Source organism: Streptosporangium sp. NPDC050148 (assembly GCF_055586505.1).
Genome location: NZ_JBVJIA010000001.1, coordinates 280,257 through 296,659, shown reverse-complemented (window position 1 = coordinate 296,659; position 16,403 = coordinate 280,257). Strand labels below are relative to the sequence as shown.

The 16,403-nt window shown below is 71.1% G+C and carries 10 protein-coding genes; 2 read left to right on the top strand and 8 right to left on the bottom strand.

Translation table 11 applies throughout. The annotated features are described in order from the left end of the window. Positions 1–60: 60 nt before the first annotated feature. The 7 genes from hrpA to ACZ6RT_RS01265 form a co-directional block, all read right to left on the bottom strand. Positions 61–3,957 (bottom strand): ATP-dependent RNA helicase HrpA, encoded by a 3,897-nt coding sequence (hrpA, locus tag ACZ6RT_RS01295; RefSeq protein ID WP_470151754.1) that lies wholly within the window; start codon positions 3,955–3,957, stop codon positions 61–63. Between the two features lie 359 nt (positions 3,958–4,316). Then, positions 4,317–6,623, bottom strand: coding sequence for a glycoside hydrolase family 6 protein (locus ACZ6RT_RS01290; RefSeq protein WP_470151752.1), 2,307 nt, complete (start codon positions 6,621–6,623; stop codon positions 4,317–4,319). Between the two features lie 254 nt (positions 6,624–6,877). Further along, a complete protein-coding gene (gene ppgK / locus ACZ6RT_RS01285) occupies positions 6,878–7,612 on the bottom strand; it encodes a polyphosphate--glucose phosphotransferase (RefSeq protein ID WP_470151751.1) in 735 nt (244 codons plus the stop codon). A gap of 237 nt (positions 7,613–7,849) precedes the next feature. After that, positions 7,850–8,659: a COG1361 family protein gene (locus tag ACZ6RT_RS01280; protein ID WP_470151749.1), complete on the bottom strand. Its 810-nt coding sequence runs from the start codon at positions 8,657–8,659 to the stop codon at positions 7,850–7,852. A gap of 283 nt (positions 8,660–8,942) precedes the next feature. Then, the gene (locus tag ACZ6RT_RS01275; RefSeq protein ID WP_470151747.1) at positions 8,943–9,491 is read right to left on the bottom strand and encodes a hypothetical protein; all 549 of its coding nucleotides are present in this window, start codon (positions 9,489–9,491) and stop codon (positions 8,943–8,945) included. Positions 9,492–9,780: 289 nt separating this feature from the next. Continuing rightward, positions 9,781–10,761, bottom strand: coding sequence for a LacI family DNA-binding transcriptional regulator (locus ACZ6RT_RS01270; protein ID WP_399186917.1), 981 nt, complete (start codon positions 10,759–10,761; stop codon positions 9,781–9,783). A 174-nt stretch (positions 10,762–10,935) separates the two neighbouring features. After that, positions 10,936–12,573, bottom strand: coding sequence for an ABC-F family ATP-binding cassette domain-containing protein (locus ACZ6RT_RS01265; protein ID WP_470151745.1), 1,638 nt, complete (start codon positions 12,571–12,573; stop codon positions 10,936–10,938). Between the two features lie 319 nt (positions 12,574–12,892). On the opposite strand from ACZ6RT_RS01265, the gene ACZ6RT_RS01260 reads away from it, so the two are divergent. Together ACZ6RT_RS01260 and ACZ6RT_RS01255 are read left to right on the top strand one after the other, a co-directional pair. Beyond that, on the top strand, positions 12,893–13,636 hold the full coding sequence (locus ACZ6RT_RS01260) for a hypothetical protein (protein ID WP_399186919.1): 744 nt from the start codon (positions 12,893–12,895) through the stop codon (positions 13,634–13,636). Positions 13,637–13,864: 228 nt separating this feature from the next. Further along, on the top strand, positions 13,865–15,016 hold the full coding sequence (locus ACZ6RT_RS01255; protein ID WP_399186920.1) for an acyl-CoA dehydrogenase family protein: 1,152 nt from the start codon (positions 13,865–13,867) through the stop codon (positions 15,014–15,016). Between the two features lie 328 nt (positions 15,017–15,344). On the opposite strand, the gene ACZ6RT_RS01250 is transcribed toward ACZ6RT_RS01255, so the two are convergent. Beyond that, entirely contained in the window at positions 15,345–16,394 is a 1,050-nt protein-coding gene (locus ACZ6RT_RS01250) for a family 2 encapsulin nanocompartment cargo protein polyprenyl transferase (protein WP_470151742.1), read from the bottom strand. Between the last annotated feature and the right edge of the window lie 9 nt (positions 16,395–16,403).

The following is a 16,403-nucleotide window of genomic DNA, read 5'->3' as shown; positions in this document are numbered from 1 at the left end:
CGCGGTCCCCTCGCCCCCCGGCGGCGCCTGGTTCGCCCGCCCCGCCCTTCCGGGCGAGGCTCAGAGCTTCTCCATCGCCTTGCGGATGCGCTTGTCGGAGATCGAGTACGGGGTGCCGAGGGTCTGGGCGAAGTAGCTGACCCGCAGCTCCTCGATCATCCAGCGGATCTGGCGGACGTCGTCGTCACCGCGGCGGCCCGGGGGGAGCTTCTCGACCAGCTCGTGGTACTCGTCCTCGATGTCGTGGATCCTGTCCATCCGCTCCTGGTCGCGGAACGCGTCGTCGTGCACCTTCTCCAGCCGCCGCTGGGCCCCCTTGAGGTAGCGCAGCAGGTCGGGCAGGCGCGCGTAGCCGGTCTCGGTGACGAAACCCGGGTGGACCAGGGCGGCCACCTGCTCGCGGATGTCCTCGACCGCGGGGGTGGAGCGGGAGGCGGGCAGCAGCGTCGAGACGGTGTGCCAGACCTTGAGGATGCTCTCGACCCTGGCGACCACCTCGGCCGTGGTGTCGTACAGCTCGGCGCGGACCTTGTCGTGCAGGGCGGCGTAGGCCGCCTTGTCCCAGACCGGGCCGCCGTACTCGCTCATGAGACGGTCGGCGGCGCAGGTGACGCAGTCGTCGAACAGGGCGGCGGCCCCGGAGTGCGGGCTGCGGCTGAGGGCGAGCTTGGACTGGTTGCCGAGGGTTCCCAGGATGCTCTTGGCCGGGGACGGGATGTTCAGCAGCAGCATCCTGCGGGTCCCCTCCCACATGGCGCGGCGCTGCTCGGCCTCGGTCTCGAACATCCGCACGGCCACGGTGGCGCCCTCGTCGGCGAGCGCCGGGTAGGCCTTCATCCTGCCCTGCTCGAACGTCCTGGGCAGCGCGTCCATGGCCCAGCCGGTCAGGCCGGACCTCTCCAGGCCGTCGGCGGCCTGGGAGAGGGTCTGGCGGAGCCTGGGGGCGAGCCGGCGCTTGAGGTCGGCCAGGTCCTTGCTCTCGGCGAGCTTCTTCTTCCGGCCGTCGACCACCCGGAAGGTGATCTTGAGGTGGTCGGGGACCAGGTCGGGCTGCCAGGCCTCGCGGGGCACCTGGATGCCGGTCAGGTTCAGCAGCTCGCGCTCCAGCACCGCGAGCAGCGGCTCCCGGGTGGGCTCGGCGCGGGTGAGGACCTGCTTGGCGTAGTTGGGCGCGGGCACGAAGTTGCGCCGGATCTGCTTGGGCAGGCTCCGGATCAGCGCGGTGAGCAGTTCCTCGCGCAGTCCCGGGATCTGCCAGTCGAAGCCCTCGACGTTGACCTGGTTGAGCAATGCCAGCGGGATGTGCGCGGTGACGCCGTCGGCGTCGGTGCCGGGCTCGAACTGGTAGGTGAGCGGGAAGCGCAGGCCGCCCTGGCGCCAGACGTCGGGGTAGTCGCGCTTGCTGACGTCCCCGGCCGTCTCGCTGATCAGCATCGACTTCTCGAAGCTCAGCAGGTCGGGCTGATCGGTCCTGGCCTTCTTCCACCAGGAGTCGAAATGGCGCCCGGAGACGACGTCGGCGGGGACGCGCCGGTCGTAGAAGTCGAAGAGCGTCTCGTCGTCGACCAGGATGTCGCGGCGCCTGGCCCGCTCCTCCAGCTCCTCGACCTCCTCGAGCAGCCTGCGGTTCTCGGCGAAGAAGGCGTGGTGGGTCTCCCAGTCGCCCTCGACCAGGGCGTGCCGGATGAACAGCTCCCGGCTCAGCTCGGGGTCGATGCGGCCGTAGTTGACCTTGCGCTGGGCCACGATCGGCACCCCGTACAGGGTGACCTTCTCGTACGCCATCACCGAGCCCTGCTTCTTCTCCCAGTGCGGCTCGGAGTAGGTGCGTTTGATCAGGTGCTGGGCGAGCGGCTCGACCCACTCGGGTTCGATCTTGGCGTTGACCCGGGCCCAGAGCCGGGAGGTCTCCACCAGCTCGGCGGACATCACCCACAGCGGCTGCTTCTTGGCCAGCGCCGAGCCCGGGAAGATCGCGAACCGGGCGTTGCGGGCGCCGATGTACTCGGTCATCGGCCTGCGCGGCTCGTTCGGGGGACGGCGCCCGCCCCCGGCCTCGGCGGTCTTCTTGTCGATGTCCTTGACGCCGACGTGCGAGAGCAGCCCCGACAGCAGGGACATGTGGATCTTCTGCTCGTCCCCGGGGGTCGTCCCGGGGACGACGCCGAGGGATTTGGCGGTCTGGCGGAGCTGGCTGTAGACGTCCTGCCACTCGCGGACGCGCATGTAGTTGAGGAACTCGGCCTTGCACAGTCGCCGGAACGCGCTGGAGGAGAGCTCCTTCTGCTGTTCCTGGAGGTACTCCCACAGGTTCAGGTAGGAGACGAAGTCCGACTCCTTGTCGGCGAAGCGGCGGTGTCTCTCGTCGGCGGCCTGCTGCTTGTCGGCCGGGCGCTCCCTCGGGTCCTGGATCGACAGGGCCGCGGCGATGACCATGACCTCGCGGACGCAGCCGTTGCGGTCGGCCTCCAGCACCATCCTGGCCAGGCGCGGGTCCACCGGCAGCCCGGCCAGCTTGCGGCCGAGCGGGGTCATCTGCCTGGCCTGGTCGAAGGCGCCCAGCTCCAGCAGCAGGTCGTAGCCGTCCCTGACCTGGCGCTGGTCGGGCGGCTCCACGAACGGGAAGGCCCCGATGTCGCCCAGGCCGATCGAGGTCATCTGCAGGATGACCGAGGCGAGGTTGGTGCGCAGGATCTCCGGGTCGGTGAACTCCGGCCGGGTGAGGAAGTCGTCCTCCTCGTACAGCCGGATGCAGACGCCCTCGGAGACGCGGCCGCAGCGGCCCTTGCGCTGGTTGGCCGAGGCCTGGGAGATCGCCTCGATGGGCAGGCGCTGGACCTTGGTGCGGTGGCTGTAGCGGGAGATGCGGGCGAACCCGGGGTCGACGACGTACTTGATGCCGGGCACGGTCAGCGAGGTCTCGGCCACGTTGGTGGCCAGCACGACCCGGCGGCCTGTGTGGCGCTGGAAGACCCGGTGCTGCTCGCCGGCGGACAACCGGGCGTACAGCGGCAGGATCTCGGCGTCCTTGCGCTTGGAGAGCGCCTCGGCGGTGTCGCGGATCTCCCGCTCGCCGCTGAGGAAGACCAGGATGTCGCCGGGCCCCTCGGCGCAGAGCTCGTCGACGGCGTTGCCGATCGCCTGGATCTGGTCGTCGTCCTCGGCGACCGGCCGGTAGCGCACCTCCACGGGATAGGTGCGGCCGGAGACCTCCACGATCGGGGCGTCGCCGAAGTGCTTGGAGAAGCGCTCGGGGTCGATGGTGGCCGAGGTGATGACGACCTTGAGGTCGGGGCGGCGCGGCAGGAGCTGCTTGAGGTAGCCCAGGATGAAGTCGATGTTGAGGCTGCGCTCGTGCGCCTCGTCGACGATCAGCGTGTCGTACTGGTCGAGGTCGCGGTCGTTCTGCAGCTCGGCCAGCAGGATGCCGTCCGTCATGACCTTGACCAGCGTGCCCTCGCTCACCTGGTCGGTGAAGCGCACCTTGTAGCCGACGGCCTCGCCGAGCGGGGTGTCGAGCTCCTCGGCGACGCGCTCGGCCACGGTCCTGGCGGCGATGCGGCGGGGCTGGGTGTGCCCGATGAGGCCCCTGACGCCCCGGCCCAGCTCCAGGCAGATCTTCGGAAGCTGGGTGGTCTTGCCGGAGCCGGTCTCACCGGCGACGATCACGACCTGGTTGTCGCGGATCGCCTCCAGGATGTCGTCCCGGCGCTTGCTGACGGGCAGCGCCTCCGGATAGGTGATCGCGGGAACGCCGGCGCGGCGGCGGGCGACCCGCTGCTCGGCCCGCTCGATGTCGGAGGTGATCTCCGCGGCGATCTTCTGCTGGGCGGCACGGTTCCTGACCTTGCGGGCCCCGTCGAGCCTGCGGCGCAGGCGCCGCTGGTCACGCAGGGTGAGCTCGGGCAGGCGCGCGTGCAGCTCGGAGAGCGGAGATGTCAAAGGAGGCGTTCCCATACTGAGACCCAGGATACTTTCGGCCCGCGAGTGACGGCTCCCCCGTGCCCGCGAGGACGCACGGGCCGAGGGACCCTGCCCGGACCGGAGCCCTGATCGGGCCCGACCGTCCATGCTGCCCGAGTCGCCGCGTCACCGCATCCGGATATCGGGGCCGTACGGCGGCCGGGGGCGGGTGACGGCGCAGACCGCGAGGCGGCAGGACCGGCGGGGCACCTGCTCGCGTCCCGGGAAGGCCCGAGAGGACGGCCGGAACAGGGAGCGGCCCCGCCGTCCCGGAACCGGGACGACGGGGCCTTGGGGTCGCGGGGAAGGACCCCGCTCCGGGCCCCCGTGGGGGGTGGGCCCGGGATCAGCCGCTAGGGGAGCGCCGGGTAGGCGTTCTGGAGCAGCTGCTGGAACTGGGCGGAGAACCACTGGCCGGAGATGGGGGCGTCCGGCAGGGCGCCGCTCATGTTGTTGCCGTTACGGGCGTTGCCGCCGTAGGTCGGGTCGCACATCCGGTCGAAGCCCTTGCCCTCGTTGTTCGGGATCTCCTTGCTGGAGCCGTCGGACTCACCCGGAGGCTTGATCCAGACGTAGGCGTCCAGACCCGGAGCGGGGTTGGCCTGCGGGCGCTCGCCCAGACCGGCACCGCTCTGGTTGCACCAGTTGCCGGCGTGGATCCGCCGGTCGACCCGGGACTCGTTGACGAAGGTGTTCAGCACGTTGGAGGTGCTGGGAGCGGACGGGCGGGCCGAGCCTCCCCAGCCGTTGCGGGAGGTGTCGATCAGCATGCCGATGTTGGAGTTGAAGCCCTTCCGGATCAGCTCGTTCCGGAAGGCCTGGGCGAAGGAGAGCTCGTCGACGTAGAAGTTCCAGTCGAGCCAGGTGGACTGGCGGACGGTCTGGCCGTTGACGGTGGTGTTGATGGTGAAGTGCGGCTCACGCAGCGCCGAGTAGTTGGCGGTGTTGGTGATGAAGCCGTCCACGCTGTCGAAGCCCGCGGTGGTGCCGGCGACGGTGCTGGCGAACAGGTCGGCGGCGGGGCCGAAGTTGGTGTCCCAGCCGAGCCAGCCGTGGTGCGCGGCGTCGACGTAGGTGTAGACGTTCGGGATCGCGTGCAGCTTGTTCAGGGCGTAGCGGACACCGTCGACGTAGGCGCCGCTGTCCTTGGCCTCCTGGCACTTGGCGATGTTGAGGTTGGTGACCAGGTTCGGCAGGGAGTCGATCTCGACGATCGTCGAGATGCGCAGGCCGCGGTACTTCGACTCGCCCATGATCGCGGCGATCGGGTCGATGTACTCGGTCTTGTAGCGGTTCAGGCCGTTCTGGGAGATGAGCAGCTCACCGTTGGAGGCCAGCGCCGAGCAGTCACGGTTGGGCAGGTTGTAGATGACGAACTGGATCGTCAGCGGCTTGCTGCCGTTGGCCGCGTCCTGCTCCAGGGCCTCGTCCAGGTGGGCGCGCAGGCCCATGGCCGAGGAGGAGCCGGCGATGGCGGCGATGCGGTCCAGCCACACGCCGGTGGAGATGTCGGCGACCGCGTCGCCGCCGGGCTCGGCGGCGGCCTTGGCCGACCAGTCCGGGTTCACGTAGCCGTCGGCGCCGGCATAGGGGTTGTCGACGTGCTCGCCGACCGGCGGCGTGTCGCCGTCGTCGTCGGCCTCGGTCGCGGTGACCGAGACGCCGGTGTGGCCGGTGGCGGCGGCCGCGATGGTGGCGGTGCCGTCCGTCTCGTCGGCGTCCTGGGCGGCCGAGACGGTCACGTTCTGCGCCGTGTTCCAGTTGGCCGTGGTGAACGACAGCGTGGCGGGCGAGATGGTGAGGCTGGCGTCACCGGTCTTGGTGAGGTTGACCGAGACGTTGCCGGTCGGCGCCTGGCTGAGCCTGAAGCCGACCGTCCTGGAGCTTCCCTCGGGGACGCTGACCGAGGTCGCGGAGGCGACGATCGACGGCGTCGAGGTGCCGCCGCCCACGGTGAAGGGCACCGCGGCGGTCTCGGTGGACAGCGCCGGGGAGGCGTTGTCGTAGGCCTTGGCCTTGGCGGTGTGCGCGCCGGAGGCCAGGCCGGTCGCGGAGTAGGAGTAGGGCGCGGTGGTGTCGGTGTTGACCAGCGTGCCGTCGACGTAGAACTCGACCTTGCTGACCGAGCCGTCGTCGCTCGCGGTGGCCGCCAGCGGCACGGCCGCGCCCGCCTGGTAGGAGGCGCCCGAGGCCGGACTGGTCAGGGCGACCGTGGGGGGCTGGTTGGTGGGGTTCTGCCCGCCACAGGTGACGCCGTTGACCGTGAAGGCCGTGGGCTTGGGGTTGCTCCCGGTGGAGATTCCGTTGAAGCCCATGCTGGTGGAGGCGCCGGTGGCGAGGGTGCCGTTCCAGGCGAGGTTCTTCGCGGTGACCTGGGTGCCCGTCTGGGCCCAGGTGGCCGACCAGCCCTGCTGGAGCGTCTGCCCGCCGGTGAAGGCGAAGCCGAGGGTCCAGCCGTTCAGCGGGTCACCGAGGTTCTTGAGGGTGACGTTGGCGGTGAATCCGCCCTGCCAGTCGTTGGTGGAGTAGGCGACGTCGCAGGATACTGCGGCGTGCGCCGTGGCGGCCTGGCCGGTGGCGAGGCCGGCGGCGGCCACCAGCAGGGCCGCCGTGGTCGCCGCCCGGTTACGCCAGGCTTGGCGACGCGAAGTGACTGTCATTCGTGATCATCTCCAGGACGAGGGTGGGAGCGCTCCCATAGTCCGGATGTTTCCGGCGTGTGTACAGGGTGTTGCGCCTCGGGGACCCCCGGGAGACGACCTGTCGGCCCCTGACCTCACCGAACGGGTTTCGAACCAGATGAAAGTTTCAGAGTCGCCCCCGTCGGCGCTCCCCGGCGGCGTCTCCGCGCCGTCGGCGGAACGATCCCGCGAGGCCCGGGGCGCCGCCTCCCCGGGCTCGCGGACCGACACTGTTACGCCCTCGTCGCCGCCATCGCGGCGCCCACGATGCCCGCCTCGTTCTGCAGGCCGGCCGGGACGATCGGGGTACGGATCTTGATGTGCGGCAGGAACTTGTCGGCCTTCTTGCTGACCCCGCCGCCGATGATGAAGAGCGAGGGCGAGAACAGCATCTCTACGTGTTCCAGGTACTCCTGCACCTTCTCGGCCCACTCCTCCCAGCCGAGGTCGTGCGCCTCGCGGGCGTGGTCCGAGGCGCGCTTCTCGGCCTCCTTGCCCTTGATCTCCAGGTGCCCGAGCTCGGTGTTGGGCACCAGGCGGCCGTCCATCAGCAGGGCGCTGCCGATCCCGGTCCCGAAGGTCAGCAGCATCACCACACCCGGCCTGTCCTTGGCCGCGCCCGCCGCCACCTCGGCCAGCCCGGCCGCGTCGGCGTCGTTGAGCACGATCGTGGTCTGCCCGGTCACCCGGGAGAACAGCTGCTGCGCGTCCGTGCCGATCCACGCCTTGTCCACGTTGGCGGCCGACCTGGCGACCCCGTCGACCACGACCCCGGGGAAGGTCACCCCGATGGGCCCCTGCCACTCGAAGTGCTCGACGATCTTCGCCACGACCTCGGCCACCGCCTCGGGTTCGGCGGGGTCCGGGGTGGGGATGCGCAGCCGTTCCCGCGTCAGCCGTCCCTTGGCGACGTCCACCGGCGCGCCCTTGATGCCCGATCCGCCGATGTCGATTCCCAGCGCTTCCATGTGCACCTCCTGACCGGTCCCCCTTCCCCGGCACGGTCGGCTGATGCTCCTTCCGGGCGAGCGGTCGGACCGGGTGAGCCCGGCGAGGGCCCGCGCGGGCGCGACGGGGTTCCAGGTGGTTCCCGGACGGGGCTCGGACAGGGTCCGGCCGGGGGACGGCCGTCCGTGTCACCGCGACTCCCGGACGGGGATCGGACAGGGCCCGACCGGGGGACGGCCGGGGGACGGCCGTCCGTGTCACCCGCCGGATCGCCGGTGGGCCCCCACCGTCCGGGGGCGCCGGGTGCGCGCGCCGGGGAGCGGACCGCCCCGGCCGGCGGGAACGCGGCGCGGCGCCTTGCCACGCCGCCTGCGGCGCATCACCAGGACACCTGCGGCGGCCGGCAGCAGCACCAGGCCCACGACCAGGCCGATCAGCGGCAGGAGGTCGTCATCGGGCTCGACCGGACGGCCCCGGCCCGCGACCGGGAAGGTGAAGGTGGCGGTGACGGTCTTCTTCACCATGCCGCTCATCAGCGTCAGCTTCCCCTTCCAGGGGCCGTCGGGCACCCGGCGGTCCAGCGTCACCGTCACCGGGGCGGCGGAGCCCGGCGTCAGCGTGACCCCGCGGTCGGCGGGGAAGGGCCCGGCCTGCAGGCCGCCGGGCCCTTCCGAGAGCCACAGCGTGCCGCTCATGTCCAGGGCCCGGCCGCCCGTGTTGCGGACCAGCGCCGCCAGCTGCGGGGCGCCGTCCGGGGCGCGCATGGGGGTCAGGGTCTCGATGCGGAAGTCCGACGGCGGTTCGCCACCGCGTCCGATGTCGAGGTAGACGCGGATACCGACCCGGTTGACGATGCGCACGGGCCGGTCGGGGTCGCGCCGGGTGGCGACCTGCGCCCAGATGACGCCGTAGCGCTCACCGCGCGACGCGGACTCCGGCACCGCGATCGTGACCCGGGCGGTCCCGCTCCCCCCCGGCGGCAGATCGAGCGAGTCGCGGTTCAGGGACGTCCAGCCGGTCAGCTCGTTCCGGGCACGGCCGGGCTGGAGCTGGAACCTGTTGCGCACGACGTCGGCGGCGGCCGCGTACAGCTCGACGCGCCGCCGCCTGGAGGAGGTGTTGGAGACCTCCAGGTTCCGTTCGATCGTGGTGCCGGGACGCAGGTGGTCGACGATGTACGACAGCGCCCGGGGATCGTCGTGGCGGCTGACCGGCGCCTCCAGCAGGCGGATGCCGATCGTGCCGCGGGGGGTGTCGTCGGCGGCCCCGCTCGCACCGGCCCGGCCTGCGGTGACGCCCGACAGGAGCGCGATCGGTGGCAGGAGGAGCGCGAGCAGGGCCGCGAGACGGTCACGCCACCGAATGTGTCACCGTGCCGGTGTAAGCGCCGATCTGGGCCGTGATCGGGATGTTCACGATCAGGGTGGGGTTCCACGTCGCCGTGCTGCCTCCGGTGCCGCCGGTGTGGGCGAAGGCCACGAGCGGGGTGGCGACGAGGTCGAGCGGGGCGGCGGCGGGGGCGGTGAGCTGCCCGGGGATGAAGGTGCCGCCGCCGCTGGTGGCGGTCGTCGGCCCCGACCAGTAGTCGATCGAGGTGGGAGGGATCGTCAGCGCGGCCGCGACGAAGTTCGTCGCGTACACCGACGCCGTCCACTCCGACGTGGCGCCGCCCCGGGTGTCGGAGACCGAGACGGGACCGATCGGCCCGGTGAGCGTGCCGCCGGGAGGTGCCGAGCCCAGGTCGATCGGGCCCGCTGGCGCCACGATGTCCAGGGAGCCCGCCTCGACGGCGAACGTGACGATGGTCTCGTCCGTCGGCGCGGCCACCGCGGGCGCGGCCGACAGGAACATGAGGGTGCTCGCACTCGCCGCGACGAGCACGATGGATTTTCTGCGCACGGTCTTCCCCCGAACGTCCGGATGCGTTTCCGAGGGGAGAGACAGGGGGCCGACCCCTGCCCGCAGCGATCACTTTAGGACATATGAGGCTACCGAGGGTGACGGCGGAGGTAAAGGGTCGGTCAGGAGATATACCGGGGATGGCTACTTTTGTCCTGAAAGCTCCTAAATTAGCCGCTTTCAGGGGAGCCGCCGCGATCGTCCGTACGAAAAGGTCAATCGGGCGTAAAGGTCGCAAGAACACGAAAAAGCAGAGTAAGCAGCCGCAAAAAATGCGCTGTCATGACGCTCAGCGCTTCACCGGCCCGGTGGAGGCCCTGACCACCAGTTCCGGTTCGAAGAGCAGCTCGTCGGCCGGGACCAGGGCCTTGTCGATCTGGGCGGCGAGCAGGTCGACGACCGCGCGGCCCATCGCGTCGATCGGCTGGCGCAGGGTGGTCAGCGGCGGGTCGGTGCAGTTCATCAGCGCGGAGTCGTCGTACCCGATCACCGAGACGTCGTCGGGCACCGAGAGCCCCGCCCTGCGGGCCGCCCTGATGGCGCCCAGGGCCATCACGTCGCTGGCGCAGATGACGCCGGTGACGCCCCGGCGGATCAGCCGCGCGGCCGCCGCGTGCCCTCCCTCCAGGGAGAACATGGTGTGCTCGACGAACTCCGGGTCGAGCTTCGCCGCGTCCAGCTTGCGCCGGGAGGGCACGTGGTCGGGGGGCCCGAGCACCATGCCGATGCGCTCGTGACCCAGCGACCGCAGGTGGCCGAGCGCCATCTCGGCGGCGGCCACGTCGTCACAGGAGACCTGGGGGAACGCCAGGTGCGCCACCGCGGCGTTCACCAGCACGGTCGGCAGGCGCCGCTCGCGGAGCAGCTCGTAGTGCTCGTGGGAGGCGTCGGCCTGGGCGAACAGCCCTCCGGCGAAGACCACGCCGGACACCTGCTGCTGGAGCAGCAGGTCGACGTACTCGGCCTCGGAGACGCCGCCCAGGGTCCTGGTGCACAGCACCGAGGTGAACCCCTGCTGGGCCAGCGCCCCGCCGACCACCTCGGCGAAGGCCGGGAAGATGGGGTTCTGCAGCTCGGGCAGGACGAGCCCGACCAGCCGCGCCCTGTCCCCCCGCAGCTGGGTCGGCCGCTCGTAGCCGAGCACGTCCAGGGCGGTGAGGACGGCCTCGCGGGTCGCCTCGGAGACCCCGGGCTTCCCGTTGAGCACGCGACTGACCGTCGCCTCGCTCATCCCGACCTTCTTGGCCACTTCTGCAAGCCGTCGCGTCATGATGAAACTATAAGGCAAAAGAAGTAATTACTTGCGGCTGCTTGCGAAAGTTACGTCAGCCGGTCAGGAGAGGCTCGTCCGGCCCTCGGTGGCCGGCCCCTCGGCCCTCGGTTCCCGTCCGCGGGCCCCTGTCCGGCCCCGTCCCTCGGCCCCGCCCGTCGACTCGTCGGCTCTTCAGCTCTCGGTGATCCGGCCGCCGTCGACGTGCACGCGCCGGGTGGTGTGCACCGCGTCCAGCATCCGCCGGTCGTGGGTGACCAGCAGCAGCGTACCGGGGTAGGAGGCGAGCGCCGACTCCAGCTGCTCGATCGCGGCCAGGTCGAGGTGGTTGGTCGGCTCGTCGAGCACGAGCAGGTTCACCCCGCGCGCCTGCAGGAGCGCCAGCGCGGCCCGGGTCCGCTCCCCCGGCGACAGGGTGGCGGCCGGTCGTGGCACGTGCGCGGAACGGAGCCCGAACTTGGCGAGCAGCGTACGGACCTCGGCGGGGGCCATCTCCGGCACCGCCGCGCCGAAGGCGTCCACCAGGGCCTCGTCGCCCAGGAACAGCCCGCGCGCCTGGTCCACCTCGCCGACCACCACGCCGGGACCGAGCGAGGCGTTCCCCTCCTCCAGCGGGATCCTGCCCAGCAGCGCGGCCAGCAGCGTGGACTTGCCCGAGCCGTTGGCCCCGGTGACCGCCACCCGGTCGGCCCAGCCGATCTCCAGGTTCACCGGCCCCAGGGTGAACGCGCCGCGCCGGACCACGGCGTCGCGCAGCGTGGCGACCACGGCCCCGGAGCGCGGGGCCACCGCGATCTCCATCCGGAGCTCCCACTCCTTGCGGGGCTCCTCGACCTCGTCCAGCCGTTCGATCAGCCGCTCGGTCTGGCGGGCCTTGGCCGCCTGCTTCTCGGTGGCCTCGGTACGGAAGTTGCGGCCGATCTTGTCGTTGTCGGTCGCCTTGCGCCGCGCGTTCTTGACGCCCTTCTCCATCCACGCCCGCTGCATGCCGGCGCGCTGCTTGAGGGAGGCGACCGTGCCGGCGTACTCCTCGTACTCGTCGCGGGCGTGCCTGCGGGCGACCTCGCGCTCGGTGAGGTACGCCTCGTAGCCGCCGCCGTGCACCCGGACCAGCTGCTGGACGAGGTCGAGCTCGACCACCCGGTTGACGGTCCTGGCCAGGAACTCGCGGTCGTGGCTGACCAGGACCGTCCCGGCCCGCAGGCCGGTGACGAAGCGTTCCAGCCGCTCCAGGCCCTCCAGGTCCAGGTCGTTGGTGGGCTCGTCCAGCAGGAAGACGTCGTAGCGGCTGAGCAGCAGGGAGGCCATGCCGGCCCGCGCGACCTGGCCGCCGGAGAGCGCCGTCATCGGCCGGTCGAGCTCCACGGCGAGGCCGAGTTCGGCGACGACCTCCGCGGCCCGGTCCTCCAGGTCGGCCCCGCCCAGGGCGAGCCAGCGGTCCAGGCTCGCGGCGTACGCGTCGTCGGCGCCCGGCGTGCCGTCGACCAGCCCCTGGGTCGCGGCGTCCAGCGCGCGCTGCGCGGCGGCCACCCCGGTACGGCGGGCCAGGAAGCCCGCGATCGTCTCCCCCTCGCGGCGCTCGCGCTCCTGGGGCAGGTAGCCGACCGACGCCGAGGACGGGCTGAGCCGCACCGAGCCCTGCTCGGCAGGGAGCAGGCCGGCCAGGATCCGCATCAGGGTGGACTTCCCGGCCCCGTTCACGCCCACCAGGCCGACGACGTCGCCGGGGGCGATCACCAGGTCGAGCCCGGAGAAAAGCGCTCGGTCACCGTGTCCGGCGGCCAGATCCTTGGCGACGATGGTGGCACTCATGCGCAAACGCTATCCGGCCCACGAGCTCCGGGCGCCCGGCCCGGCCTGCTCGCCCGTCTCTCCGGCCCCGAGAGGATGATCGAATCACACCCGTATTCCCGACAAACCAGACAAATCCTTTTTTGTTGCAAAAATCTTGAAGGGCTGCTCAGCGCCGACTGACCTGCCGTTACCCTCGGCGAAACGTTACCTTACGGAGACTTTACGCAGACTTTCTGGAGAAATGAGGCAACATCGGCCGTCGGCGGGACGTCTTATAGGGCGGGCACGGTCAATCCTGACCGCGCCTGCCGAACGGGGAGAAGAGGAAAGCGTCTTGATGAAACGAATCGCCATCGGTCTGCTGTCCGCGGCTGTGAGCGGATCACTGCTCATGTCGGCCGGGACGGCCTCCGCGGAGCGAGTCGCTCTCAGTGTGCGCATCGACAACGTCAACCCGAACCCGGTCGTCGTTCACGGGGACGAGGACACCAGGGTAACGATCGAGGTGCGCACCACCGAGGCCACCCGCGTCGAACTCCGCCTCAAGCCGGTCTCCGACCAGTTCCGTACGCAGGACGCCCGTGAGCCCAGGATCTTCCACAAGGGCGATCTGTGGCGCTTCACGACCAGCTTCGACGAGAACGACTTCGAAGGACGCTGGGTCGCGACCGCCGACGCGTACGACAAGGACGGCAAGAAGGTGACCGACGAGGTCAACTTCTCCGTCGAGCACAAGGACGCCGAGAAGCTCGACACGCGCGTCTACCGGTTCTCCGCGAACCCCGACGTCGTGCGCAAGGGCCGCTGGGTCTACTTCACCGGTCGTCTTCAGGTCAACGACGACGACCGCTGGACGAGCGCCCGCCGCGAGGAGGTCGAGATCTACTTCCGCAAGCGCGGCTCCAGCGCCTGGAAGTACGTGACCTCCACCGACACCGGCCGCCGTGGCGCGTTCTACGCCAAGGCCCGCGCCTACAAGAGCGGTGAGTACCGCGCCGTCTTCGACGGTACCGACGAGCTCGAGGAGAGCCGTAGCCGTACCGATCGGGTGCGCGTGTACAGCCTCCACTACCGCCGCTGACGACACGGGTACCGCCGTGAGGCGGCACCACGCGCGTGACACCGTCCGTGCGGCCGTGAGACACACGGCCGCACGGGCGGGCGGCGTACGCGAAGGCCCGGGGCGACCCGGGCCTTCGCCGTCTCCGCCCCCGTCTGCTCCCCACCCGGCCTGTGAGTGGTCTCACTGCTTGACCCCACCCCTCGCGGGCAGGTGAGCGGGTACGACGACCGGAGGGAAGCCACGGCGATGATGACCGGCGATTTCTACGACTACTCCGCGCTCCTTGACGACTCCGAGAAGGAGATCGTGCTCCGGGTGCGGGAGTTCATGGCGCGGGAGGTGGCTCCCATCGCGAACGAGGCGTGGACCAACGCGCGCTTTCCGCACCAGATCATTCCCGGGTTCGCCAAGCTCGACATCGCGGGTCTGCCGTACCGGGGGGCGCGCAGCCTGCTGACCGGGTTCGTGGTGCTGGAACTGAACCGGGTGGACCCCTCGATGGGGACGTTCTTCGGCGTCCACAACGGCCTGGCGATGGGCAGCGTGGACCGGCTGGGTTCGGAGGAGCAGCGGGAGCGGTGGCTGCCGCAGATGGCCGCCATGGAGAAGATCGGGGCGTTCGCGCTGACCGAGCCCGAGGGCGGCTCGGACGTCGCGGCGGGGCTGCGCACCACCGCCCGGCGCGAGGGCGACGTGTGGGTGCTCAACGGGGCCAAGCGCTGGATCGGCAACGCGACCTTCGCCGACCTGATCCTGGTGTGGGCCAAGGACGAGGCCGACGGCCAGGTCAAGGGGTTCATGGTGGAGAAGGGCACGCCCGGTCTCGCCGCCACGAAGATCGAGAACAAGATAGCCCTGCGCACGGTGCAGAACGCCGACATCACGCTCACCAACTGCCTGGTCCCGGAGATCAACCGCCTGCAGAAGGCGAACACGTTCCGCGACACGGGTGCGATCCTGCGGCAGACCCGGGGCGGGGTGGCCTGGCAGGCGGTCGGCTGCATGATGGGCGCCTACGAGCTCGCGCTGGAGTACGCCAAGACGCGCGAGCAGTTCGGGCGCCCGATCGCGGGCTTCCAGCTCGTACAGGATCTCCTCGTACGGATGCTGGGCAACGTCACCTGCTCGCTGGGCATGGTGGTGCGGCTGGCGCAGCTCCAGGACGAGGGCGTCTACGCCGACGAGCACTCGGCCATGGCCAAGGCGTTCTGCACGGCCCGGATGCGCGAGGCCGTGGGATGGGCCCGGGAGGTCCTGGGTGGCAACGGCATCGTCCTCGACTACGACGTCGGCCGGTTCGTGGCGGACTCCGAGGCGATCTACTCCTACGAGGGGACCCGCGAGATCAACAGCCTGATCGTGGGACGGGCGATCACCGGTATCGGCGCCTTCGTCTGAGGGACGACCCCGGCGGGGCTCGTCCCGGGGTCGCGACGGGCTCCCCCGGGGCCGTCCCGGTGATCGCCCCGTGACGTCCGTCAGGACCGGGGCCGCCTCGATGTTCAGGGTGTGGTCCACCGGGGCCGTCCCGGTGGTCACGGTGACGTCCCTCAGGATCGGGGCCGCCTCGATGGTTCACGGTGTGGTCCACCGGGGCCGTCCCGGCGATCGCGGTGACGTCCGCCGGAACCGGGACCGTCCCGGCCCGTCACCCCCAGACCGGCCGGGGCCGCCTCAGTGGTCCTCAGTGGTCCTCAGTGGTCCTCAGTGGTTCCTCAGTGGTTCCTCAGTGGTCGCGGTGGGTGACGAGGCGGGCCAGCGTGGTGAGCTCGGCGGCGGGCCTGGACGGCGCGCCTGCCGCGTCGAGATGGCGCAGCGCCCGGGCGAGCAGCTCGTCGGCCTCCAGCCTAATCCAGGCCCGCCCGCCCGCGTCCTCGACGAGTGCGGCCGCGCGGACCAGCTCGGAGTCGGAGAGTTCCCCCTCCCGGTGGTAGAGGCCGGCCAGTTCGCCCCCGGCCGTCGTACCGGAGGCGAGGGCCGCGACGACCGGGATGGACTTCTTGCGGCTCCGCAGATCCGAGTGGACCGGCTTGCCGGTCACCTCCGGATCGCCCCAGATGCCCAGCAGGTCGTCGACCAGCTGGAACGCCAGCCCCAGGTCCCTGCCGAAGGCTCCCAGGTGCCCGACCTGCTCGGGGCCGCCACCACCGAACAGGGCACCGAGCGCGCAGGCGCACCCCAGCAGGGCGCCGGTCTTGCCGGCCGCCATGGACAGGCACTCGGCCGGTCCGACGTCCCTGCGTTCCTCGAAGGCGACGTCCGCGCTCTGGCCGTCCAGCAGTTCCTGGACCGCGGCGCTGAAGATCCGCGTCGCCTCGGCCGTGATCGGCCGGTCCCCGGTCGCCAGGACGTCGAAGGCCAGCGTCAGCAGCGCGTCACCGGCCAGGATGGCCGGGCTGACCCCGAAGACGGCCCAGGCCGTGGGGCGGTGACGGCGGGTACGGTCGCCGTCCATCACGTCGTCGTGCAGGAGGGAGAAGTCGTGCGCCAGCTCGACGGCCGCCGCCGGGCGGAGCGCCGAGGACGCGTCGCCGCCGACGGCCTCGGCCGACAGCAGGGCCAGCGCCGGGCGGAGCGCCTTGCCGCCGCCGGCCCCGGGCGGCCGGCCCTGCTCGTCCCACCAGCCGAAGTGGTATCCGGCGATGTGCCGCATCGAGGCGGGCAGCGTGTCGGCGGCCGGTCGCAGGGTCGCCTCGACCAGGTCCCGGCTCCAGGCCAGCACCTCACTCGCGGAACGCCCGTCCTTCGCCGTCCCGGTCGTCTCAACCGTCGTCATGCTTCCTCT